Origin of the sequence: Pseudarthrobacter sp. B907 (genome assembly GCF_040137805.1) — a bacterium.
Taxonomy (GTDB): domain Bacteria; phylum Actinomycetota; class Actinomycetes; order Actinomycetales; family Micrococcaceae; genus Arthrobacter.
Genome location: NZ_JBEEQE010000017.1, coordinates 32506 through 56182, shown reverse-complemented (window position 1 = coordinate 56182; position 23677 = coordinate 32506). Strand labels below are relative to the sequence as shown.

General features: G+C 68.4%; 21 protein-coding genes. 19 read left to right on the top strand and 2 right to left on the bottom strand.

The window, feature by feature from the left end:
* Nucleotides 1-269 precede the first annotated feature (269 nt).
* Nucleotides 270-623 carry an Rv2175c family DNA-binding protein gene (locus tag ABLI39_RS14160; RefSeq protein WP_349414084.1) on the top strand — a complete coding sequence of 118 codons (354 nt, stop codon included), beginning with the start codon at nt 270-272 and terminating at the stop codon, nt 621-623.
* 72 nt (nt 624-695) lie between these two features.
* Here ABLI39_RS14160 and ABLI39_RS14155 read toward each other — a convergent pair whose 3' ends face one another.
* On the bottom strand, nt 696-1790 hold the full coding sequence (locus ABLI39_RS14155) for a polyprenyl synthetase family protein (protein ID WP_349414083.1): 1095 nt from the start codon (nt 1788-1790) through the stop codon (nt 696-698).
* Nucleotides 1787-2317 carry a hypothetical protein gene (locus tag ABLI39_RS14150; RefSeq protein WP_349414082.1) on the bottom strand — a complete coding sequence of 177 codons (531 nt, stop codon included), beginning with the start codon at nt 2315-2317 and terminating at the stop codon, nt 1787-1789. The genes ABLI39_RS14155 and ABLI39_RS14150 overlap by 4 nt, the downstream gene beginning before the upstream one ends.
* 112 nt (nt 2318-2429) lie before the next feature.
* Here ABLI39_RS14150 and dinB point away from each other — a divergent pair, with 112 nt between their 5' ends.
* From dinB to ABLI39_RS14060, 18 genes are all read left to right on the top strand, one after another.
* Nucleotides 2430-3641, top strand: coding sequence for a DNA polymerase IV (dinB, locus tag ABLI39_RS14145; protein WP_349414081.1), 1212 nt, complete (start codon nt 2430-2432; stop codon nt 3639-3641).
* 247 nt (nt 3642-3888) lie between these two features.
* Complete coding sequence (locus tag ABLI39_RS14140) at nt 3889-4257, top strand: SCO2097 family morphological protein (protein WP_349414080.1); 369 nt, start codon at nt 3889-3891, stop codon at nt 4255-4257.
* 441 nt (nt 4258-4698) lie between these two features.
* Nucleotides 4699-5127 (top strand): division/cell wall cluster transcriptional repressor MraZ, encoded by a 429-nt coding sequence (mraZ, locus tag ABLI39_RS14135; RefSeq protein ID WP_138769645.1) that lies wholly within the window; start codon nt 4699-4701, stop codon nt 5125-5127.
* Between the two features lie 178 nt (nt 5128-5305).
* The gene (rsmH, locus tag ABLI39_RS14130) at nt 5306-6307 is read left to right on the top strand and encodes a 16S rRNA (cytosine(1402)-N(4))-methyltransferase RsmH (RefSeq protein WP_349414079.1); all 1002 of its coding nucleotides are present in this window, start codon (nt 5306-5308) and stop codon (nt 6305-6307) included.
* Nucleotides 6304-6999, top strand: coding sequence for a cell division protein FtsL (ftsL, locus tag ABLI39_RS14125; RefSeq protein WP_349414078.1), 696 nt, complete (start codon nt 6304-6306; stop codon nt 6997-6999). Before rsmH ends, ftsL begins: the two co-directional genes overlap by 4 nt.
* Nucleotides 7000-7043: 44 nt before the next feature.
* Nucleotides 7044-8846, top strand: coding sequence for a peptidoglycan D,D-transpeptidase FtsI family protein (locus ABLI39_RS14120; RefSeq protein WP_349414077.1), 1803 nt, complete (start codon nt 7044-7046; stop codon nt 8844-8846).
* A gap of 110 nt (nt 8847-8956) precedes the next feature.
* Nucleotides 8957-10618 (top strand): UDP-N-acetylmuramoyl-L-alanyl-D-glutamate--2,6-diaminopimelate ligase, encoded by a 1662-nt coding sequence (locus ABLI39_RS14115; protein ID WP_349414076.1) that lies wholly within the window; start codon nt 8957-8959, stop codon nt 10616-10618.
* A gap of 6 nt (nt 10619-10624) precedes the next feature.
* Nucleotides 10625-12088 (top strand): UDP-N-acetylmuramoyl-tripeptide--D-alanyl-D-alanine ligase, encoded by a 1464-nt coding sequence (locus ABLI39_RS14110; protein ID WP_349414075.1) that lies wholly within the window; start codon nt 10625-10627, stop codon nt 12086-12088.
* The gene (gene mraY, locus ABLI39_RS14105) at nt 12085-13194 is read left to right on the top strand and encodes a phospho-N-acetylmuramoyl-pentapeptide-transferase (protein WP_349414074.1); all 1110 of its coding nucleotides are present in this window, start codon (nt 12085-12087) and stop codon (nt 13192-13194) included. Before ABLI39_RS14110 ends, mraY begins: the two co-directional genes overlap by 4 nt.
* On the top strand, nt 13176-14777 hold the full coding sequence (gene murD, locus ABLI39_RS14100) for a UDP-N-acetylmuramoyl-L-alanine--D-glutamate ligase (protein WP_349414073.1): 1602 nt from the start codon (nt 13176-13178) through the stop codon (nt 14775-14777). Before mraY ends, murD begins: the two co-directional genes overlap by 19 nt.
* Nucleotides 14778-14779: 2 nt before the next feature.
* Nucleotides 14780-16324 carry a putative lipid II flippase FtsW gene (gene ftsW, locus ABLI39_RS14095; protein ID WP_349414072.1) on the top strand — a complete coding sequence of 515 codons (1545 nt, stop codon included), beginning with the start codon at nt 14780-14782 and terminating at the stop codon, nt 16322-16324.
* A gap of 4 nt (nt 16325-16328) precedes the next feature.
* Nucleotides 16329-17462, top strand: coding sequence for an undecaprenyldiphospho-muramoylpentapeptide beta-N-acetylglucosaminyltransferase (murG, locus tag ABLI39_RS14090; protein WP_349414071.1), 1134 nt, complete (start codon nt 16329-16331; stop codon nt 17460-17462).
* A gap of 63 nt (nt 17463-17525) precedes the next feature.
* A complete protein-coding gene (gene murC / locus ABLI39_RS14085) occupies nt 17526-18938 on the top strand; it encodes a UDP-N-acetylmuramate--L-alanine ligase (RefSeq protein WP_349414120.1) in 1413 nt (470 codons plus the stop codon).
* Nucleotides 18931-19797 (top strand): cell division protein FtsQ/DivIB, encoded by an 867-nt coding sequence (locus tag ABLI39_RS14080; protein ID WP_349414070.1) that lies wholly within the window; start codon nt 18931-18933, stop codon nt 19795-19797. The genes murC and ABLI39_RS14080 overlap by 8 nt, the downstream gene beginning before the upstream one ends.
* 286 nt (nt 19798-20083) lie before the next feature.
* A complete protein-coding gene (ftsZ, locus tag ABLI39_RS14075; protein WP_349414069.1) occupies nt 20084-21304 on the top strand; it encodes a cell division protein FtsZ in 1221 nt (406 codons plus the stop codon).
* A gap of 129 nt (nt 21305-21433) precedes the next feature.
* The gene (locus tag ABLI39_RS14070) at nt 21434-22165 is read left to right on the top strand and encodes a purine nucleoside phosphorylase YfiH/LACC1 family protein (RefSeq protein ID WP_349414068.1); all 732 of its coding nucleotides are present in this window, start codon (nt 21434-21436) and stop codon (nt 22163-22165) included.
* Complete coding sequence (locus ABLI39_RS14065) at nt 22162-22908, top strand: YggS family pyridoxal phosphate-dependent enzyme (RefSeq protein ID WP_349414067.1); 747 nt, start codon at nt 22162-22164, stop codon at nt 22906-22908. Before ABLI39_RS14070 ends, ABLI39_RS14065 begins: the two co-directional genes overlap by 4 nt.
* Before the next feature lie 117 nt (nt 22909-23025).
* Nucleotides 23026-23556 carry a cell division protein SepF gene (locus ABLI39_RS14060; RefSeq protein ID WP_349414066.1) on the top strand — a complete coding sequence of 177 codons (531 nt, stop codon included), beginning with the start codon at nt 23026-23028 and terminating at the stop codon, nt 23554-23556.
* The last annotated feature ends 121 nt before the right edge of the window (nt 23557-23677 follow it).

The following is a 23677-nucleotide window of genomic DNA, read 5'->3' as shown; positions in this document are numbered from 1 at the left end:
CAGGTCAGGCCGGTGTGACTGGTGTTAACAGTGTGACTAAAGAAACTACAGTTACAAATGTGATCTATGTGAATCTCTCATGAATTGCAAAATAGCACAAGAACGGTTTGACATTCCGCAAACACGGCTTTCTGGAGTGTCGCCGCGGACGGCATGGCGGCGGGGGAGACGGCGCCGTTGCGGGGCCCTGGGCGGGTTGCATTAAGAGGTCGGATTATTCGATCGTGGCTGACTAGGCGCAATCCGGTCCGGCATGGCAATCTTGATCCGTGAGTACTGTAGAAAGCCTTGTAGGCGAATGGCTGCCCCTGCCCGACGTAGCTAAGCTGCTGGACGTCTCCATCACCAAGGTTCATGCCTTGCTTGACGAGCGTGCCCTCGCGGCCGTGAGGATCGGCGACCGGCGGATTCGCTCCGTGCCGGCGGCGTTTATCCAGGACGGGCACGCCGTTGAGAGCCTTAAGGGCACGATTATCGTGCTCTCCGACGCAGGCTATTCGGACGAGGAACTCATCACCTGGCTCTTTACCCCGGACGACTCCCTCCGCGGCCGACCGATCGACGCCCTCCGCGAAGGACGCAAGACCGAAATCCGGCGCCGGGCCCAGACCATGGCCTGGTAGGAACCGTGCGGCCCAGGCCGTGCGCGGCGCCCCGGCGTTGTGCACGGCCTTTTGCGTGCCCTGCGGCCGGGGCTAGGCGGTGCGGCTGACCGCGGCTTCGGCGAGCTTGCGGAGCGCCGTCTTGGGCAGTTCCTCCAGCGGCAGCAGCTCCAGGGCATCGAACGCTGCCCGGCCGAATTCCTCGATCAGGACTTCGGTGGCCTGGAGTGCCCCGCAGTCGACGATGATGCGGCGGATTTCCTCCACATCGCCGGTGCTCAGGTCAGGGCTGCCGAGCTTGGCGTCGATGAAACCCGACTCGGCCGGAGCGGCCTGGTCCAGGGCAAAAGCCACGAGCACCGTGCGCTTGCCCTCACGGAGGTCATCGCCGGCCGGTTTCCCGGTGGTGACCGGGTCGCCGAAGACGCCCAGCACGTCGTCGCGGAGCTGGAACGCCTCGCCCAGCGGGAGGGCAAAGGCCGAATAGCCGCGGAGCAGCTCGTCCGGCGCCCCGGCCAGCGCCCCGCCGAGGGCCAACGGGTGCTCCGTGGAGTACTTGGCCGATTTGAACCGGATGATGGACTGGGCGCGGCTGACGGCGCCGGCGCGGTCCCGGTGCGGACCGGCCACCTCTTCAAGGATGTCCAGGTACTGGCCGGCCATCACCTCGGCACGCATCAGATTAAAGATGAGCCGGGCCCGGCTGCCGGAGGCCGCCCGGTCGCCGATCTCGGTGAAGGATTCCTCGCTGAAGGACAGGCATAGGTCACCGGTCAGGATCGCCGCGGCGTGGCCGAAGCGCTCCGCATCCAGGGCCCACCCCTGGCTCGCATGGAGCTCACTGAAGCGGCGGTGCACGCTCGGACCGCCGCGGCGGGTGTCGGAGCGGTCGATGATGTCGTCATGGATCAGTGCCGCGGCCTGGAACAGCTCGAGCGCCGAACCGGCGGTGACCACCTCCGGCGCGCCCGGATCGCCGCCAGCCCCGCGCCAGCCCCAGTAACACATCAGGGCGCGGAGCCGCTTGCCGCCCGTGACGAGGTTGGAGATCGAACCCATCAGCGGGTCGATGTCCGGGGAAATGGCGGACATCACCGTGGTGCGATCGACCAGGAAGTCCGTCAGCTTCCCGGCCACGGCAGCGACGAAATCCGCCTGCTCAACCCGCAGTTGTTCGGCCAGGCTCACTTGACGGACTCTGCGGCGACGTTGGCGCCGATCGTGAACGTGGAAACCCCCGCGGCCTCCACCACGGCGAGGTTTACGGTTTCGTTCTCGCCGCGCAGGAAGTCCTTGGACGCCACCGTCCCGACGGTTTCGCCGGGCACGGCCTTAAAGCCCTGGTTCTCCAGTTCCTTGCTGTAGAAGGCCACGACTCCGGCGGACGGCGAGGTGATCTTTCCCACCAGGGCCACCGTTGCCGGGCTTGCGGTTTTATCGAAGCTGCTTGATTCCACCTTGGCCCCGGGCATCACCGGCAGCAGCTTCTCCGGGAAGCCCGAGACCAGGGCGCCCACTGTCGCGGAGGTGCCCGGTGCGGCGGACGGGCTGGGAGGCGCCGTGGTAGTGGCCTGCGTGGTGGATGCCGCCGACGTCGACGCCGAGGGTGACGACGCGGCCGGGGCCTGGCCGGGGGTGCAGGCGGCCAGGGCCAGCAAGGCGCCGGCGGCGGCCACGGCCCCCACGGCGCGATTGAGCGCTCCAAAAACCTTCACGCGGACTTTCCTCCTGGTGTTGATGCCGGATTCAGCCTCCAGTTTAGTCAGTCCCTGCGCATAGGATTGATGTGTGGGGCCGGAGAGCGAGAATCACCTTGAAATCAACAGCGTGAAACAGTACAGCGAAGCGGGTCTTCGCGAGCTCCGGCGCAGCAGCATCCTGCACGTGGACATGGATGCTTTCTTCGTCTCCGTGGAACTGCGGAGCCGGCCGGAACTCAAGGGCCGGCCGGTGATCGTAGGCTATCCCGCGGACCGCTCGGTGGTGCTGTCGGCCTCCTACGAGGCGCGCAAGTTCGGCGTCAAATCCGCGATGCCCATGGCGGTCGCGGCCCGGATGTGCCCCTCGGCCGTCATCATCGAGCCGCGCCACAAGCTCTACTACGAGGTGTCAGGCCAGATCATGGCCATCTTCGGGTCGGTCACCGATCTGGTGGAGCCGCTGAGCGTCGACGAGGCCTTCCTCGACGTCGGCGGCGCCATCCGGCGGCTCGGGCCGCCCCGGGACATCGGCGAGCTGATCCGCCGTCGGGTGGCCGGAGAGCTGGGCATCACGGCGTCGGTAGGCATCGCGGCCAGCAAGTTCGTCGCGAAGATCGCTTCGACACGGTGCAAGCCGGACGGCCTGCTTCTGATCGGCCCGGAGGAGACCGTGCCCTACCTGCACACCCTGCCGGTCGGCGCGCTCTGGGGGGTCGGTGCCAAGACGGTCGAGGTTCTCGCCCGGATGGGGATCCGGACGGTGGCCGACGTCGCGGCGACGCCGCTGCCGTCGCTGCGGAAGATCCTGGGGGCCACGGGGGAACACGTCCACCGGCTGTCGTGGGGGATCGACCCCCGTCCGGTGACGCCCGTCCGGCTGGAAAAAAGCATCGGCGCGGAGGAGACCTTTGCGGTGGACACGGCCGACGACGCCCTGCTGCACCGCGAACTGCTGCGGCTCGCGCACCGCACGGCCGAACGGCTGCGGAGCGCCGGCATGCACGCCCGGACCGTGGCCTTGAAACTGCGCTACGCGGATTTCTCCACCATCACCCGCAGCCGCACCGTCAGCACCCCGATCGACAGTGCACAGCTGCTCTATGGCGTCGCCCTGCAATTGCTTGAATCCGTCGGCGAGAGGCCGATGACGGTCCGGCTCATCGGGATCCGGGCGGAGCAGCTCGAGGAAGCCGCCCAGGCGCCCCTGCAGCTCAGTCTGGACCGCCGGGACGACAACTGGCGCGCCGCCGAACAGGCCCTGGACCGGGTCACCCGGAAGTTCGGCAACAAGTCCGTGCTCCCGGCCCGTTTACTGGACCCCGGACCCGGCACCGACTGAGCGCGAAGCTGCCGGGTGCGTCTTTCAGAACAGGGCGCAACAAACTATCCTAGATATACGTAGATTTCGAACGACTGGATCGAACGTTCGGGCTGCCGGCCATGCCAACTGAACACCTTTCAGGGAACCGTGAATCCACATTCATCCAATGGCGGGGAATGGGAACCAGGCGGGAATCCCGAACGTTAGGGGTTTAGGGACAAGGGCCGCGTCAAGTCTGGACGTTGGCCGACTTAAGGAGGTCGTGATGCCGCTCTCGGAGCACGAACAGAAGTTGCTGGAGCAACTTGAGAAGCAGCTGCATGAGGACGATCCCAAGTTTGCCAGCTCCATGGGCTCGGATCCGGGTCGCTCCTGGTCCACCCGTCACCTGGTCATTGGGGTCCTCGGCGCCCTCGCCGGCATTCTCTTGCTGTTGTTGGGCGTCTCGATGCAACTCATCGTCGTCGGGGTGCTTGGATTCGTGGTGATGGGTGCCGGCGTGTACTTCGCGACCATGCGCAACTCCGGCGGCAGGCCCACCGCCGCCGGCGGCCGCAAATCGGGCAAGCCGCGCAGTTCCTTTATGAGCAACCTTGAGGAGCGGTGGGAGGAACGGCACCGCGGGGACTCCTGACCGGGTTTCCCTTTGGCCGTCCTACCGGCCCTCCATTTCGCACCACCCAGGCCTCCACCAGGCAACTCAAGACCCGCTTCGGCGGGTCTTTTGCCGTTTAACCGGCATCGAATGCTCCGTTGGTGCCGTTTTGGAGCGCCGAAAGGGCAATTACGGAGCAACCGCTGCGGAGCCGGCCCGACGCCGGCCCGACGCCGGCGCGCGTGGGCGCCTTGGAGGCTGCCCGACCGGCGCCGGGAGGTGGAATTCCCTCCACTGCGAACCACTTTTAGTGCTTGCCTTTATTCGCAAGGAACTTTTGCGTCAAAAACGCCCCAAATTTGCTCAAAAATATGCCGAATGTCGTTGACGGGGGAGCGAAGTGGAGTAATGTGGAGGACGTAAGAGGGTAGTGGCAGCACAGGGGACGTTGGACTTCCTACAACAGACAGGCGGTGGGCCGTGTTTCTCGGCACTCATTCGCCGCGTCTGGACGAAAAGGGTCGAATCATCCTCCCAGCGAAGTTCCGCGAGGAACTTGCCAGCGGACTGGTTCTCACAAGGGGCCAGGAACGTTGCATCTACGTCTTCAGTGAGGCGGAATTCGGCCGGGTTCACGAACAGATGCGGGAGGCACCAATCTCCTCCAAGCAGGCTCGTGACTACATCCGCGTTTTCCTCTCTGGAGCCTCCGACGAGGTACCTGACAAGCAGGGGCGCGTGACGATTCCGCCGGCGCTCCGGGAATACGCAGGTCTCGGCAGGGAGCTGGCCGTCATTGGCGCCGGCACCCGGGCGGAGATCTGGGACGCCCAGGCCTGGAACGAGTACCTGGCCGAAAAGGAAACCGCCTTCTCGGAAACCGACGACGCCATCCCGGGGATCCTCTGAAACCCGCCGGCATCCCAGCACCAACCGTTTCTTGATCAAGATCTCCAGCCGCCCATCCGGCAGTTCACCTGGCTCACTTCCCCGGAGCCAGGCGGGCCGCAGGGTAGGCGCGGATGGGGATCTGGACCAAGAAGCACAGCACCCCGACAGTCACTCCACCCCACGAAAGGACGCAGGCATGAGCGAAGACTCCAACCAGGCGAAGCCTACGTCCGAACGCCATGTACCGGTCCTCAAGGACCGGTGCATCAATTTGTTGGCACCGGGTTTCGAGGAAGCCCGACGCCGGGGGCAGACGCCGGTGGTCGTCGATGCGACGCTTGGCATGGGCGGACACTCCGAAGCCATGCTGCAGCGGTTCCCGGACCTGCACCTGATCGGCATCGACCGCGACGAGGAAGCCCTCGCCCTGGCGGGGGAGCGGCTGAAGCCGTTCGCCTCCCGGATCGACCTGGTCCACGCGGTGTACGACGAAATCCCCGAGGTCCTCGAGGACCTGGGCTTCACCGAGGTCCACGGCATCCTGATGGACCTGGGCGTCTCCTCGCTGCAGCTGGACGAGCGCGAACGCGGTTTCGCCTACTCGTTCGACGCACCCCTCGACATGCGCATGGACACCAGCCGGGGCCAGACCGCCGCCGACGTCGTGAACAACTACAGCGAAGAGAACCTCGTCCGGATCATCCGCAAATGGGGCGAAGAGAAGTTCGCCGGCCGGATCGCCAACCGGATCGTCGCGGACCGGGCCGAGAAGCCCTTCGCCACCACCGGAGAACTGGTCGAGACCATCCGCGCCGTGGTCCCCGCCGGCGCCGCCAAGACCGGCGGACATCCGGCCAAACGGACCTTCCAGGCACTCCGGATCGAGGTCAACGAGGAACTCGACGTGCTGGAGCGCGCAATCCCGGCAGCAGTGGCCTCCATCGCCGTCGGCGGCCGGGTCGTCGTGATGTCCTACCACTCGCTCGAGGACAAAATCGTCAAGGCCGTTTTCCAGGCTGGATCCAAATCCTCGGCCCCGCTCGGCTTCCCGGTGGAGCTCGAGGAACACAAAGCCGAACTCAAGACCTTGACCAAGGGCACCGAGGTGCCCACCGCCGAAGAAATCGCAGAAAACCCACGGGCCGCCTCCGCCAGGCTCCGCGCCGTGGAACGCATCAAAGCCAGGAGAGTCGCATGAGCACCGCCGCCGTCAACAGGTTCCCCGTTGCCACCGCCGCCACCGCCCGTGCCTTTCCGGAGCTGCAGCCGGGTGCGCCGGCCCGCAAGACCCGCACCCCGCTCTCCATCGTCCGCAGCGCCCCGCGTAAACGCCGGGCGCCGTTCGTGGTGATGTGCTTCGGGATCCTGGCGCTGGCGCTGATGGCGGTGCTGGTCCTGAACATCTCCGTGTCCTCCGCGCAGTACCAGCTGGTGGAACTGCGGGCCAAGCAGTCTTCCCTGACCAAGCAAAACCAGGACCTCACCCAGCAGGTCCAGAACTTCGACGCCCCGCAGAACCTGGCCGCGAAAGCCACGGAGCTGGGCATGGTGGCCTCCACGAGCAAGGGCCAGATCGACCTGTCCACCCTGACAGTGACCGGCAAGGCCAAGCCTGCGGTCAAGGGTGACGCCCCCGGCGCGGTCATCGCCGCCCCGGCGGTAGCGGGCCAGGTCAACGTGGTCCCGTCCGCCTCGGGGAAGGAACCGCTCGCCAACCGCAAACCGGCCGAGGGCATTCCGGCCGCTGCGGCGCCGGCCGTCCCCGCTCCCGCGGCAGCTGCACCGGCCGGCCAGGCCCCTGCTGTGCCCGCGCCCCCGGCCCCCGCGCCGGCCGTGGACCTGCACGGCGGGTCCATCCCGGCCCCCGCGCAGAAGGCCCCCGGAAAATAACCGACGGGACCCAGAACCAGCCAGGCAAGCAGCAAGGAAACATCGTGGCGCAGAACACCGGCAAGGCACGCGCTGGCAAGACGCCCAGCGCCACGCGGCGGTTGCGGCTGGGGCTGGGCATCATGCTCTCGCTCCTGCTGGTCGTCGGTGGAAAGTTGTTCCTGGTCCAGGGCCTCGACGCCGGCGGCATGGCCGAGGCGGCACTCCAGAACCGGCTCAAACCCATGGAGCTTCCCGCGGAGCGGGGCAGCATCCTCGACGCCCACGGTGCCGTCCTGGCCAGCAGCGTGATCCGTTACAACGTCGTTGTGGACCAGACCGTCAACACCAAGACCGACTCCTTCCCGCGGCTCGAACAGGTCGACGGCAAGGACACGGTCGTCAAGATCCCCCGGGACCAGGGCATCGAAGAGCTCGCGAATGTCCTCGGCATGAAAAAGGACGACCTCAAAGCAGCCTTGACCGGCAAGCAGCGCTACTACATCGTGGCGAAAGACATCCGGCCGGACGTCGAGGACCGCATCTCCAAACTCCAGATCCCCGGCATTGTCACCGAGGGCACCAGCAAGCGGGTCTACCCCAACGGTTCGGTGGCCGGCGGAATCGTCGGTTTCCTCAAGGACGGCACCACCGGCCAGTCCGGGCTCGAACAAACCCAGGACGAGGTGCTCAAGGGCACATCCGGCAAACGGCTCTTCGAAATCGGTGCCGACGGGCTGCGGATCCCGGTGGGCGTGGACCAGTTCACACCTGCAGTTAACGGCAAGGACATCAAGCTCACCCTGAACTCCGACCTGCAGTACTTCGCCCAGCAGGCCATCCAGAGCCAGGCCAGCAAGCTCAGCGCCGAATGGGGCGTCATCATCGTCTCCGACGCCAAGACCGGCAATATCATCGCCATGGCGGATACCAACGCCCCGGATCCCAACGACCCCGGCAAGGTCGCCGCCAAGGACCGGGGCGTCCGCGCGGTGACGGCGGCCTACGAGCCGGGTTCGGTGGAGAAGATGATCACGGCCGCCGCTCTCATCGAGGAAGGCAAGTCCAGCCCGCTGGACAAGTTCACCATCCCGCCGTCGTACACCGTGGACGGCCAGAATTTCACCGACTCTTTTGAGCATGGCACCGAGGAACGGACCCTGGCCGGCATCCTGGGGTACTCCATGAATACCGGCACCGTCATGGCGGGCCAGCGGTTGAGCAAGGACCAGCGGCACGGCTGGCTGCAGAAGTTTGGGATCGGCGAGGCCCCGGACATCGGCCTGCCCGCCGAGGCCGCGGGCATCCTGACGCCCGCAGACCAGTGGGACGGCCGGCAGGAATACACGGTGCTCTTTGGCCAGGGTGTTGCCCAGTCGACGCTGCAGACGGTCCGCGCCTACCAGAGCATCGCCAACGACGGCGTGATGCTCCAGCCCCGCCTGATCGACAGCTACATCAACGCCGACGGCAGCGAAGAAAAGGTGCCCGCCAAAGACAGCCGGCAGGTCGTCTCCAAGGACACCGCCAAGCAGGTGCGCGACATCCTGGAAAGTGCCGTCACCGAGGGCGAGATCAAGGAAGCGGCCATCGACGGCTATCGGGTCGGGGCTAAAACGGGAACGTCCCAGTCGCCGTGTGATGACGGGAAGTCCGGGTTCTGCGGCTTCACCGCCTCGATGGTGGGGATGGCGCCGATGGACGATCCGCGGTTTATTGTTGAAGTGGTCCTGCAACGGCCCAAAGGCAATATCTACGGCATCACCAACGGACCGGTGTTCCGCTCGGTGATGAGCCAGACGCTGCGCACCTACAACGTCCAGCCGTCCACGGGGGAGCCGGCCAGGCTGCCACAGTACGCCAAGTAGCACCCAACACCACGAGTCAGCAGCACCAACAGTTTCACGCGGCCGGGCCGCGTGCGGGCCATGCTCCGCGCGCCGCGTCCGCCGCCCCGGCACCACACGACGGAGACCTCTTGTCAGACTTCAATGCCCAGGCTGCGGCCGCCGCGCCGTCCGGCCAGGAATCCAGCGCGGCATTCCGGCCCGCAAAGGTCACCGCGGTACCGCTGGAAACCATCGGCGGGTGGATCGGCGTCGTCGTTCCCGGCGCCTCCGCGGCTGTCCCCGTTACCGGGATCTCGCTGAACTCCCGCGCCGTCCTGCCCGGGGACCTGTACGTCGCACTTCCCGGCGCGACCCGGCACGGCGCCGACTTCGTCTCCCAGGCCGTCGACGCCGGCGCCGTCGCGGTGCTGACCGACGACGCCGGCGCCCGCCTGCTGGCCCTCTCCAACGACATCTCCGTCCCGGTACTGCTGGCCGACGAGCCGCGCAGCCTGGTCGGCCGCCTTGCCGCGCAGATTTACCGGAGCCGCCCGGACGACGCAGCCGCCCCGGCGCTGTTCGGTGTCACCGGGACCAACGGGAAGACCACCACCACCTACTTCATCAACTCCCTGCTGCAGGCCCTCGGCCGCACGACCGGGCTGATCGGCACCATCGAGATCCTGGCCGGCGGCGACCCGATCCCGAGCCTGCTCACAACGCCCGAATCGACGGACGTGCACGCCCTGCTGGCGCTGATGCGCGAACGCCGCCTCGACGCCGCCTCGATGGAGGTGTCCTCGCACGCCATTTCGTTCCACCGGGTCGACGGCGTGGTGTTCGACGTCGCCGGCTTCACCAACCTGACCCAGGACCACCTGGACCTGCACGGGAGCATGGAAGAGTACTTCGAGACCAAGGCCCGGCTCTTCACCCCCGGGCGTGCCCGGACCGCCGTGGTGACCGTGGACGACGAATGGGGCCAGAAGCTCGCCGCCGCCGCCGACATCCCGGTCAGCACCCTCACGACCGGCACACCCGGTCCGGACGTCGTTGCCGGCCGGACTGCCGCCGACTGGACTGTCGTCAATCCCCGTCCGCGCGGCCTCGGCACCGAGTTCGGGCTCCGGCACCGGGACGGCACGGAACTGCGGGTGCACACCGGGCTGCCCGGCAGCTTCAACGTCGCCAACGCCGCCCTGGCCACCGTCATGGTCCTCGCCGGAGGCACGGCCGCGGCCGAGGTGCAGGCCGCACTGGACAGCGCGGATCCGTTCACCGTGGCCGTGCCCGGGCGGATGCAGCTTGTCGCGACGGCTCCTGCCGCCGTCGTCGACTTCGCCCACAACCCGGACGCCCTCGAACGCGCGCTGGAAGCCGTGCGCTCCCCGGAACCGGGATCCAAAGTCATCATCGTCTTCGGCGCCACCGGCCAGCGGGACCAAAGCAAACGGCCCGCGATGGGAGCCATCGCCGCCCGGCTCGCGGACATCGTGATCGTCAGCGACGACGACCCGCACGACGAGGACGCCGCTGCCATCCGCGCCGATGTGATGGCGGGTGCCCGGCAGGCCAAGGAACACGACGGACTGGGCTGCACCATCCTCGAGGTCTTTCCCCGCGACGCCGCCATCCGCAAAGCGGTGGAGCTCTCGGGTCCGCAGGACACCATCCTGGTGGCCGGCCGCGGCCACGAGGTCTGGCAGGAGGTCAAAGGCGTCAACCTGGCGCTCGATGACCGGGTGGAGCTGCGGTCAGCCTTGACAGCACGAGGATTCACCATTCTCGATGAGCAGCGGATAGAGTCCTAAACCGAGATGATTGCATTTACCGCGGCGGAAATCGCCGAAATAACCCATGGCCGGCTGGCCGCCGATCCGGGCCTCACGCCCGGCTCCGTGGTGACCGACTCCCGCGAAGCCACGGCGGGTTCCCTTTACGTGGCCAAACCCGGGGAAGCCGCCGACGGGCACGATTTCGTCGCCGCCGCGTTCGAGCGCGGAGCCGTGCTGGCCCTGGTGCAGCGCGACGTTGCCGACGCCGCCGGCCACGCCTTCCCGGCAGTCGTCGTCGAGGACTCTGTCCTGGCCATGGGCGCGCTGGCCGCCGAAGCGGTCCGCCGGATCCGTGCCCGCCGGGCCGCCGCCGGCCAGGCCTTTACCGTGATCGGCATCACCGGATCCGCAGGAAAGACCACCACCAAGGACCTGCTGGCCGGGATCCTCGCCGGCCACGGCGAAACAGTGGCTCCGCAGGGCTCCTACAACGGTGAAGTGGGCGTCCCGCTGACCGTCTTCAAGGCCGGCTTTGACACCCGCTACCTCGTGATCGAAATGGGCGCCACCGGCGTCGGCCACATCAACTACCTCGCGGACATGGTCCGCCCCGAAATCGGCGTCGTGCTGGGCGTCGGCACGGCCCACGCCGGTGAATTCGGCGGCGTCGAGAACATCGCGCGGGCCAAGGGCGAACTGGTTGAGGCGCTGCCCGCCGACGGCACGGCCGTGCTGAACCTGGACGACGCCCGCGTGGCCGCCATGGCCGCCCGCACCAAGGCAACGGTCCTCGGGTTCTCTGCCGGGCCGGCCAGGGATGGCGAGCAGGCAGTCGTCCGGGCAGAGGGCGTCGAGCTGAACGCTGCAGGCAACCCCGAATTCGACCTCATCCTGCCGGGCGGGAGCGCCCGGCACCACGTCAGCGCCAAGCTGATCGGGGAGCACCACGTGGGCAACCTGCTGGCCGCCGCGGGCGCGGCCCACGCCGCCGGAATCTCCGGTGAACAGATCGCCGCCTCACTGAGTACCCAGACGGCCGCCAGCCGCTGGCGGATGGAACGCACCGAGCGGCCCGACGGCGTGACCATCATCAACGACGCCTACAACGCCAACCCTGAGTCCATGCGGGCTGCCCTGCGGACCCTTGCGGACCTGGGCCGCGGCCGACGGACCTGGGCCGTGCTCGGCGCCATGCTCGAACTCGGCGAGGACTCCATCCGGGAGCACACCGCCGTCGGCACCCAGGTGGTCCGGCTCAACATCTCCCGGCTGCTGGTGATCGGACGCGAGGCCCGCGCCCTGTACGTCTCCGCCGTCAACGAGGGCTCCTGGGGCGACGAATGCCTTTTCGCCGAGACCATTGACGAGGCCTACGCGATCCTCCGCTCCGAACTTGCACCCGGGGACCTGGTCCTCTTCAAGTCATCCAACAGCATCGGCCTGCGCCATCTGGGGGATCGGATAGCATTACCCGAAACCACCACTGAGGGGAGCCCGCTGCCGTGATCGCACTGCTGATGGGCGCCGGACTGGCCCTGCTGCTTTCCTTCCTGGGCACCCCGCTCTTCATTCGTTTCCTGGTCCGCAAGAGCTACGGCCAGTTCATCCGGGACGACGGGCCCACCTCGCACCACACCAAGCGCGGCACGCCCACCATGGGCGGCACCGTCGTCGTCTTCGCGGTGCTGGCCAGCTACGGCATCACCCACCTGATCATGTGGATGGTGAACCCGCTCTCGCCGGGTCCGTCCGCCTCGGCCCTGCTGCTGCTCTTCCTGATGGTCGGCATGGGGCTGGTGGGGTTCCTGGACGACTTCATCAAGATCTCCGCGCAGCGCAGCCTGGGGCTCAACGCGAAGGCCAAGCTCATCCTGCAGGCCGCCGTCGGGATCATCTTCGCAGTCCTCGCGCTCCAGTTCCCGGACGAGAACTATGTCACGCCGGCGTCGTACCAGATCTCCCTGGTCCGCGACATACCGTGGCTGAACCTCGCGTTCGGCGGCACCGTGGTTGGCGCCATCCTGTTCGTGCTCTGGTCCAACCTCATTGTCACCGCCGCCACCAACGGGGTGAACCTCACCGACGGGCTGGACGGCCTCGCCGCCGGCGCCTCCGTGATGGTCTTCGGGGCGTACACCCTCATCGGCATCTGGCAAAGCAACCAGTCCTGCGGCTCACCGCGCCAAGCGGGTGCGGGCTGCTACACCGTTCGGGACCCGCTGGACCTCGCGCTCCTTGCCGCCATCCTCAGCGCAGCGCTGGTCGGCTTCCTCTGGTGGAACACCTCGCCGGCCAAAATCTTTATGGGCGACACCGGCTCGCTGGCCATCGGCGGCGCCGTCGCCGGCTTCGCGATCCTGTCCCGGACCGAGCTGCTGCTCGCCTTCATCGGCGGCCTCTTCGTCCTGATCACACTCTCCGTCATCATCCAGGTGGGCTACTTCAAGATCACCAAGGGCAAACGCTTCTTCAAGATGGCGCCGCTGCAGCACCACTTTGAACTCAAGGGCTGGGCCGAAGTGACCGTGGTGGTCCGGTTCTGGATCCTCTGCGGGCTCTTTGTCGCCGCCGGCCTGGGCATCTTCTACGCCGAATGGGTGGTGCTGCTGTGAGCGGGACCATTCCCGAACCGCTGGCCAGCTCGCCCCGGCTTGAGAACCTCACCAGCTGGGACTCGGACTGGTCCGGGCTGCGCGTCGTCGTGACCGGCATCGGCATCTCCGGCTTCGCCGCCGCGGACACCCTGATCGAACTCGGCGCCCGCGTGGTCGTGGTCGACGCCGCGGACAGCGCCAAGGCCCGGGCCCAGGCGGACACGCTCCGGATCGTCGGCGCCGCCGACGTGCTGCTGGGCGACGACGCCGCCACCACGGTGCCGAGGGTCGACGGCGAAAAGCCCGAGCTCATTGTCACCTCGCCCGGCTGGCGCCCCGACCAGGCCCTGCTCGCCGCCGCCGCCCGGGCCCACATCCCGGTGTGGGGCGACGTCGAACTGGCCTGGCGCGTGCGCGAACGCCAGGGCCGCAAGACCGCTGACTGGCTCGCCATCACCGGCACCAACGGCAAGACCACCACTGTCGGCCTGACCGAATCCATGCTGCAGGCCGCCGGGCTCAAGGCGATCGCCGTCGGCAACGTCGGCACCCCCATCCTGGACGCCCTCCGCGACCCGGTCGACTACGACGTCTTCGCCGTGGAGCTCTCCAGCTTCCAGCTGCACTGGAGCCACTCCGTCTCGCCGGTCGCCAGCGTGTGCCTCAACGTTGCCGAGGACCACGTCGACTGGCACGGCTCCTACGACTCGTACCTGGCGGACAAGGCCAAGGTGTACGAACGGACCCAGAAGGCGTGCATCTACAACGCCGAGCAGATCGAAACCGAGCGCATGGTGGAGGACGCCGACGTCGTCGAGGGCTGCCGCGCGGTAGCCTTCACGACACTCACCCCGGCCATCAGCATGCTCGGCGTGGTCGAGGGCCTGCTCGTGGACCGGGCCTTCATCCCCGAGCGGAAGGACAGCGCCGCCGAACTGGCCGCGATCGCAGACCTCGGTCCGGTGGCACCGCGGCATATGGTGGCCAACGCCCTCGCCGCGGCCGCCCTCGTGCGCGCCTACGGCGTCGAGCCCGCCGCCGTCCGCCAGGGCCTGCAAAACTACCTGCCGGGGGACCACCGCATCCAGCCGGTCGCCCGCCATGAGGGCGTCCTCTGGATCAACGATTCGAAGGCCACCAACCCGCACGCCGCCTCGGCCTCGCTGTCCGCGTTCCAAAATGTGGTGTGGATCGCCGGCGGCCTTTCCAAGGGCGTGAATTACGACGCACTGGTCCGGGACAACGCCCCGCGGCTTAAGGCCGTGGTGCTGATCGGGGCGGACTCCTCCGAGCTGCTCGCCTCGTTGCAGCGACACGCTCCCGATGTCCCCGTGATCGGCCACGCGAAGGGCGACACTGAAGAGGTGCAGACTGCCGGAACTGCCCACGCCGACGCAGGCCCCTCGCCGATTTTCGGCGAGACTGTGATGGCGCGGGCCGTCGCGTCGGCGGCACAGCTGGCCACCTCCGGGGACACTGTGCTCCTGGCCCCGGCAGCTGCGTCCATGGATCAGTTCTCTTCCTACGCTCACCGTGGCGACGCCTTTATCGAAGCTGTCCGCGAGCTCGTGGAAGGGCAGGCTCAGACCACCGAGGAGTAGCAATGGTCAGCACGCCCACCCGTCCCACGGCGGCACGGACCCCTGCCTCAGGGGCACCTTCAGGCAGAACCGCAGGCAGCAAGGCAGGAACCGCCGCCGCCGGGAACACCGGAGCGGCACAACCCGCCGCCCGGGTCCGCCCGGCCGCCCGGGTCAGAGGCTGGTACCGCGGCTTCTGGTCCGCCCTGGAGGGGACCGGCAAGTCTCGCAATGGCTCCACCTACTACCTCATCCTGGGCTCCACCCTCGCGCTGACGGCGATCGGCATCATGATGGTGCTCTCCGCCTCCAGCGTGGAGGCGATCGCCGCGGGGGAGTCGCCCTACTCCGCCGCGCTCAAGCAGGGCGGCTTCGCCGCGCTCGGCGTCTTTGCGATGTTTGTCCTCTCGCGCGTCAACGTCGGCTGGCTCAGGCGTCTTGCCTGGCCCCTGATGTTCCTGGCCGTCGGGCTGCTGGGACTGGTCCTCGTGGTCGGGCGCAGCGCCCTGGGCAACCAGAACTGGATCGACGTCGGTCCGTTCACCTTCCAGCCCTCCGAGGCCGCCAAGCTTGCCCTCGCCGTCTGGATGGCGACGGTGCTCGACCGCAAGGCAAAGCTCCTGCGCGAATGGCGGCATGCCCTTGTTCCCGTTGTGATTCCGGGAGCAGCCGCGGTGCTGGGCCTGATCCTGGCCGGAAACGACCTGGGCACAGCGATGATCGTGATGGTCATCATTGCCGCCGGGCTTTTCTTTGCCGGCGTCCGGATTGCCTTCTTCGCGATTGCCGGCGCGGCCCTGGCCCTCGGTGCCGGCGTCCTCGCCGTCACCAGCCCGAACCGGATGTGCCGGATCCTGTCCTGGACCGGGCAGACCTGTGCCGACGGGTCCGACTTGAATTACCAGTCCACCAACGGCCTGTACGGGCTCGCGTCCGGAGGCTGGTTCGGGGTGGGCCTGGGACAGAGCCGGCAGAAGTACAGCTGGATCCCGGAAGCGCACAACGACTTCATTTTCGCCATCATCGGCGAGGAACTCGGGCTGGTCGGGACGCTCGTCGTCCTGGTCTTGTTCGCCATCCTCGGCACCGCCATCTACCGCGTCGTTGCCGCGCAGCACGATGTCTTCCACCGCGTCCTGGCCGGCTCCATCATGGTGTGGCTGTTGGGCCAGGCCAGCGTCAACATGGCAGTGGTCACCGGGCTGGCCCCGGTGGTCGGCGTACCGCTGCCCTTCATTTCCTACGGCGGTTCGGCCCTGCTGATGTCGCTGTGCGCCATTGGCGTAGCGTTGTCCCTGGCGCGGGCCCAGATGGACCCGGGCATGCAGCCGAAGAAGATTCTCAAGTTCGGCCCGGCAGCCTTCGCGAACTCGGTGCGTCGCGCCCGTGCAGCCCGGGCCGCCGGCAAGGCATCCAGCCCGTCGGCCCGGGCTGCCGTGAATGGCGCCCGGGCAGCCGGCGCGAAGAGCGAGGGTGGCCCGGCCAGGAACACAGCCAGGCAAACCGCGCCACCGGGTCCTGCACCCAGGAAACCCGCCCCCAAGAACCCCGCACGAAAGCGCAGCTAGCCCCATGAAGACCGAGTCGTCCCTGTCCGTAGTCCTCGCCGGCGGCGGCACCGCCGGGCACATCAGCCCGCTGCTGGCCATCGCCAACGCCATCCTCGAGGTCCGGCCCGAGGCGCAGCTGCTGGCCGTCGGCACTCCGGGCGGGATGGAAGCCCGGCTGGTGCCGGCCGCCGGGCTGGAGCTGGCCACGGTCAGCCGCGTGCCGTTCCCGCGCAAGCCCTCGGTGGAGCTGCTTCGGCTCCCCGGCAAGCTCGCCGCTGCCGTGCGGCAGGCAGGCACCATCCTGGACGAGGCCCGCGCGGACGTGCTCGTGGGCGTCGGCGGCTACGTCTGCACGCCGATGTACCTGGCCGCGTGGCGCCGCAAGATCCCGATCGTGGTGCACGAGGCCAACACCCGGGCCGGGCTCGCGAACCGCGTCGGCGCCCGGCTGAGCCGGCACGTCGCCGTCGCGTTCGCGCAGACCAGGATCCGCGGCGCACGCCACGTCGGCATGCCGATGCGGCGCGAAATTTCCGGCCTGGACCGCACGGCCGCCCGGGCGGCCGCCCGCACCACGCTCGGGCTGGAGCAGCACAAGCCCACCCTGATCGTCACCGGCGGCTCGTCCGGTGCGCAAAGCATCAACCGCGCCATCGCCGCCTCCGTGGGCGCGCTGGCCGACGCCGGAATCCAGACCCTGCACATCACCGGACGAGGCAAGACCGTGCACGACGCGCAGGGCAAGCTGCTGGCCGCTCCCGGCTACCGCCAGGTCGAGTACGTGGACGGCATGGAGCTGGCCTACGCCGCCGCCGACCTGCTGCTGGCGCGATCCGGCGCCGCGACCGTGTGCGAGGTGGCCGCCGTCGGCGTTCCGGCCGTTTTTGTTCCCCTGCCGATCGGCAACGGGGAACAGGCGCTGAATGCGGCCGGCCTGGTGAACGCCGGCGCCGCGCTCCTGGTCGACGACGCGGCGTTCGACGCCGGCTGGGTCAGCGAGAACCTCATCCCGCTGCTGGGCGACGCCGCCCGGCTGGACCGGATGGCCGCCGACGCCGAACAGCTCGGAATCCGGGACGCCGACCGGCGGATGGCCGCCCTGGTCCTCGAGGCCGCCCAGGCCGGGCCCGGGGGCAGTAATGGCGAGCAGCAGTGATTTTCAACGCCAGTGACAGTGAACAGCAGCAACAGTGAACAGCAAGCAGGAAGCGGTATGGCAATGACCCAGGCCCAGAACGGCACCCCGCCGGCGGCGCGCACGCAGGACTCGCTGGGGCGCGTGCACTTCATCGGCATCGGCGGAGTCGGGATGTCCGCCGTCGCCCGCATCATGGTGGCCCGGGGCCTGCCGGTGAGCGGCTCGGACGCCAAGGACCTTCCGGTCATGGCCGAGCTGGCCGCGGCCGGGGCCCGGATCGCCGTGGGCTACGACGCGGCGAACCTGGCCGACGCTCAGACCGTCGTCGCCGGTTCGGCCATCCGCCCGGACAACCCCGAACTGGCCGCGGCCCGCGCCGCCGGCCTGCCCGTGCTGCACCGCTCCGAGGCCCTGGCCGCGACGATGGCCCAGGACACCGCCATCACGGTCGCCGGCACACACGGTAAATCCACCACGACGTCGATGATCACGGTGCTCCTGCAGGGCGCCGGGCTGGATCCGTCCTTCGCCATCGGCGCCAACGTGCCCGCCCTGGGCGTCAACGCCGCCTCCGGGACCTCCCCGGTCTTCGTCGCGGAAGCCGACGAATCGGATGGCTCATTCCTGAACTACCGCCCGCAAATCGCCGTCGTCACCAACGTCGAACCCGACCACCTGGACCACTACGGCACCGCCGAAGCGGTGTACGCCTCCTTCGACCGCTTCACTGCCCTGCTCCCGGCCGACGGCCTGCTGGTGGCCTGCGCCGACGACGACGGCGCCCGCGCCCTGGCGCTGCGCACCCGCGAGCGGGCCACCACCCGGGTGGTCCTCTACGGGACGGCCGGGGACGCCGAAGTGAAGCTGCACGACGGCGGCCCGGGCGACGTCTGGATCACGACGCCGGCGGGCCGCTTCGCCCTGGACCTCCAGGTGCCGGGCCGGCACAACGCCCTCAACGCCGCCGCTGCCTTCGCGGTGGCGCTGGAGCTCGGCATCGCCCCGGAGGCAGCGGCCGGCGCATTGGCAAACTTCTCCGGCGCCGCACGCCGCTTTGAATTCAAGGGCGAGGTCGGGGGCGTGCGGGTGTACGACGACTACGCCCACCACCCCACCGAAGTACGCGCCGCCCTTGCCGCGGCCCGTTCGGTGGCCGGCGACCGCCGGGTGCACGTGCTCTTCCAGCCGCACCTGTTCTCCCGCACCCGCGAATTCGCGCAGGAGTTCGCGGAGGCCCTGAACGCCGCGGACACGGCCCTGGTGCTGGACATCTACCCGGCCCGCGAAGACCCCATCCCCGGCGTCACCAGCCAGCTGATCGCCGACCACCTCGGCTCCCGCGGCCGGCTCGTTGGCGCCGGCCAGGAAGCCGTCCAGGCAGTCCTCGACGCCGCCGCGCCGGGGGACATCGTGCTCACGGCCGGCGCCGGCGATGTCACCGCCTACGGGCCGCTCATCGTCGAGGCGCTGAAAGCCGAGGCGCCGGGTGGCTAACTCACGCCGGCCCGGCTATCCCTCGCGGGGACTGCCGGACGTCATCTCCGCCTCGAAAACGGACCCCGCGACGCCGGCGTCTAGAGCACAGCCGTCCGCCGGCCCGGCCGGCGCCGCCACGCCCGAGCCCCGGCCCGGCAAGGTGCTCTCCTTCCCGGAGCCGAAAGCCAAGCGGCGCCGCCGGATCGTGCTCAGCACGGCGGGGGTGATCGCGGTGCTGCTTGCCGCAATCGTTGCGGCAGCCTTCTACTCGCCCTGGCTGGCCGTCCGGACTGTCACGGTAGAGGGGACCCGGATGCTCACGCCGGAGCAGGTCAAAGCCGCCCTGGCGCCCCTGCAGGGCAAGCCGCTGCCGCAGATCAGCGACGAGCAGGTCACCGGGCTGCTGCAGCCCCTGGTCCAGGTCAAGGCGGTCACCACCCAGGCGCGGCCGCCGTCCACCCTGCAGGTGAAAATTACCGAACGTGTCCCGGTTGCGCTGCTGAAACAAGGCGAAGCCTTCCAACTGGTGGACGTCGACGGCGTCCAGCTCGGCACCACAACGGACCCCGCCTCGGTCCAACTGCCGGTGATCGACGGCGGCGGCGGCGCCCTGCCTAAGGAGCTCTTCCACGCCGTCACAGCAGTTCTGGGGGCGCTCCCGGCGGACGTGCTCGCCAGGCTCTCCGACGCCTCGGCCAAGTCCGTGGACGCGGTGGAACTCAAGCTCGTGGACGGCCAGACGATCGTCTGGGGCAACGCGGGGGAGAAGGAACTCAAGGCGAAGGTCCTCGCCGCCCTCCTGAAGGCGCCGGCTGACCCGAAGAATCCGGTCCGCGTCTACGACGTCAGTGTGCCGCGGCACCCGGTCACCCGATAGCCGTGAATCACTTACATCGGCATGGAACCGGGCGATAGTGGAACCGGTGCTTCCGCCGGGATCCGGCGCGGCGCCAAAGCGCCCGGAAAGGCAGAAACGGACGGCATTTCCCCGGTATTACCGCGACACGCGGAGCCGGTAATTGAATGTCCCCGGCATAGGAAATAGCGTCACAGACATGAGTTACTTGACATAACTATAACCTTCAAGTCGAAGGTTAAGGTTCGAAGCTTCAAGCTCGACTCCATCAGTTTTCGCAACAGAACACGAACAAGGGACACGTAACGTGGCAGCTCCGCAGAATTACTTGGCCGTCATCAAGGTCGTCGGCATCGGCGGCGGTGGCGTGAACGCAGTCAACCGCATGATCGAAGTCGGTCTCCGCGGCGTCGAATTCATCGCCATCAACACCGACGCGCAGGCGCTGTTGATGTCCGACGCCGACGTCAAGCTCGACGTCGGACGCGAGCTGACCCGCGGCCTGGGCGCCGGTGCGAACCCTGAGGTCGGCCGGCAGGCTGCGGAGGACCACGCGGACGAAATCGAAGAGGTCATCCGCGGCGCAGACATGGTCTTCGTCACCGCCGGCGAAGGCGGCGGCACCGGTACCGGCGGCGCTCCCGTCGTGGCCCGCATCGCCCGGTCCCTGGGCGCGCTGACCATCGGCGTCGTTACCCGCCCGTTCACCTTCGAGGGCCGCCGCCGCGCCGGCTCCGCCGAAGCCGGCATCGACGCCCTCCGCGACGAGGTCGACACCCTGATCGTCATCCCGAACGACCGGCTGCTCTCGATCAGCGACCGGAACGTCTCGGTGCTGGACGCGTTCCGCTCTGCCGACCAGGTCCTGCTCTCCGGTGTCCAGGGCATCACCGACCTGATCACCACCCCGGGCCTGATCAACCTTGACTTCGCAGACGTCAAGTCCGTGATGCAGGGTGCAGGCTCCGCGCTGATGGGCATCGGCTCGGCCCGCGGCGAAGACCGCGCCGTCAAGGCCGCCGAACTTGCGATCGCCTCGCCGCTGCTGGAAGCGTCCATCGACGGTGCGCACGGTGTGCTGCTGTCCATCCAGGGCGGTTCAGACCTCGGCCTGTTCGAAATCAACGAGGCCGCCCGCCTGGTGCAGGAAGTGGCACACCCGGAGGCCAACATCATCTTCGGTGCCGTGATCGACGACGCCCTCGGCGACGAGGCCCGCGTGACCGTGATCGCCGCCGGGTTCGACGACGTCAAGGCCACCTCGCCTTCGATGGACCAGTCCCAGCCCGCTCCGGCGCGCCAGGCTGCACCCGCACCCGCACCTGCTCCGGCCCAGGCTCCGGCTTCCGCGCCGGTCCAGCCGCTGCACGCCGGCGTCGGCGCCTCGGGGCTCAGCAACTGGGGCCAGCAGCGTCCCTCGGCCGTGCCGGCCGACTCGGGTTTCGACGTAGACCTGCCCTCCGTGGTCGAGCCTGACCTCTCCGGCCGCCACTCGGACGACCTGGACGTGCCCGACTTCCTGAAGTAGGCCGGCGGTCCACCAGCCGCAATCAGCACCATGGCACTGCCCCCGGGCGGTGCCATGGTGCTTTTGCGGGTTACGGTGTTGGGTATGAAGATTTCAACAGTGCAGGTTCCTGACGTGGCGGTGGGCTGAGTGTTTTCCTGGCGAGCAGAGGTGCGGCCCGGCGTCTGGGCGGCCTTTACGAACGTTGCGGCCGGCAACCTGGCGCTCCACGTCGGCGATGATCCGGACGCGGTGCGCACGCGCCGCGAAGCCCTCGAGCAGGCGGCCGGCCTGGGGTCCCTGCATTTCCGGTTTATGAACCAGGTCCATGGCAACGACGTGGCCGTCTTTGCCGGCCCCGCAGGCCCGGAGGCCGGACCTGCCCCGACGGCCGATGCCTTGGTGTCCGCCGGTGAGCCGCTGGCCGTCATGGTGGCCGACTGCGTGCCGGTTGTGCTGGTGGGGGAGAACTCCGGGGGAGCGTCGGCAGCCCCCGTGCTGGGGGTCGTCCACGCCGGCCGGCCAGGCCTGGCTGCCGGGGTGGTACCCGCCGCCGTGGAGCGCATGCGCGCCCTCGGCGCCACCGGCATCGGCGCGTGGATCGGGCCGTCCATCTGCGGGAAATGCTACGAGGTCCCGGAGGGCATGCGCGCGGACGTTGCGGCACTCGTTCCGGCCACCTGGTGCACCACCTCCCAGGGGACGCCGGGGCTGGACCTGCCCGCCGGGGTCCGCAGCCAGCTGGAGGCGGCCGGCGTCGTGGTCGAATATTCCGGCGGCTGCACCCGGGAGGACACCGAACTGTTCTCCTACCGCCGCAACAACCACACGGGCCGGTTCGCCGGCCTCGTCTGGACCGACCATGACCGGGCGGGCGCGTGAGCGCCCCGGCGGCCGGGCCCGCAGGTTACGACCCGCGGCTCGCCGAGCTGCGCGGAGCACTCGCGGCCGTCCGGCAGCGGATCGACGCCGCAGTGGCGGGAGCCGGGCGCCAGGCCGAGCCGCCGCAACTCATTGTGGTCACCAAGTTCCACCCCGCCGAGGACGTGGCGCGGCTGGCCGCCCTGGGCATCACCGACGTCGGCGAGAACCGGGACCAGGAAGCGGCGGACAAGGCCGCCCGGCTCGCAGAGCTGCAGCTGCGCTGGCACTTCATCGGCCAGCTCCAAAGCAACAAGGCCAAATCCGTGGTGCGGTACGCTCATGCCGTGCACTCCGTGGACCGGCTCCCGCTGGTCACCGCGCTGGCCAAAGCGGTTCGCACCGAGCAGGAGCGCGCCTTTCGTGCCGACCTTGAGTGCTTCATCCAGGTCAGCCTGGACAACGACGCCGACGGCCGCCGCGGCGGCGCCCTGCCCGCCGACGTGCCCGCCCTGGCCGCGGAGCTCGCCGGGTCCCCGGGCCTGAAGCTGGCCGGCGTTATGGCCGTGGCTCCCCTCGGGTCCGCACCGGAGGCGGCGTTCGAAAAACTGGCGGAAATCTCCGCCCGGCTCCGCGGCGAATATCCGCAGGCCGCCGCCATTTCAGCCGGCATGAGCCAGGACCTTGAAGCGGCCGTCCGTTTCGGGGCGACACACCTACGAATTGGCTCCGATATTCTCGGTCCGCGCCCGGCACTACGGTAGGTTCGACGTATTGGAAGGTAATGGCGGGGATTCCAATGCAATGTTTAGAAGACAGCGACTCCAACACAGTCAAGTCACAAAAGCGGCCCGCCTAACGGACACGATTAGGAGTCGACCATGGCTGGCGCTCTGCGCAAGACAATGATCTATCTTGGGCTCGCTGACGGCGACGAACACTACGAGTCCGAGCATCACACCCCGCACAAGGATGAGGACGATTCCATGGAGCACGACCGCGAGGAGCGCCGCGCGCCGGCCCCTGTCCGCGAGGCCCCCCGGGAAGAGCCCTACGCCGCTGAAGAGGAATACCGCGCACCCGTGACACCCATTAAGCGAGCGGCTGCCAGCCGCGACGAAACCACCGGCCTCCGGCAGATCACCACGATCCACCCGCGGTCCTACAACGACGCCAAACTGATCGGCGAAAGCTTCCGTGATGGCATCCCCGTCATCATGAACGTCACCGACATGGGCGAAGCGGACGCCAAGCGGCTCGTGGACTTCTCCGCCGGCCTCGTGTTCGGCCTGCGCGGAAGCATCGAACGGGTGACCAACAAGGTGTTCCTGCTCTCGCCGTCGTACGTCGAAGTGATCGGCGACGACAAGAAGGTAAGCGAGACCCAGGCCAGCTTCTTCAACCAGAGCTAGTCCAGGATCCGGGCGCGGATGCCGGGCGGGGAAACCTGCCCGGCATCCGTGCCCGACTTTCCGTGCTGGAAGAGACGTGCTGGAATGGATGCGCAACCACTGTCGGGCTACTGCGGTATCC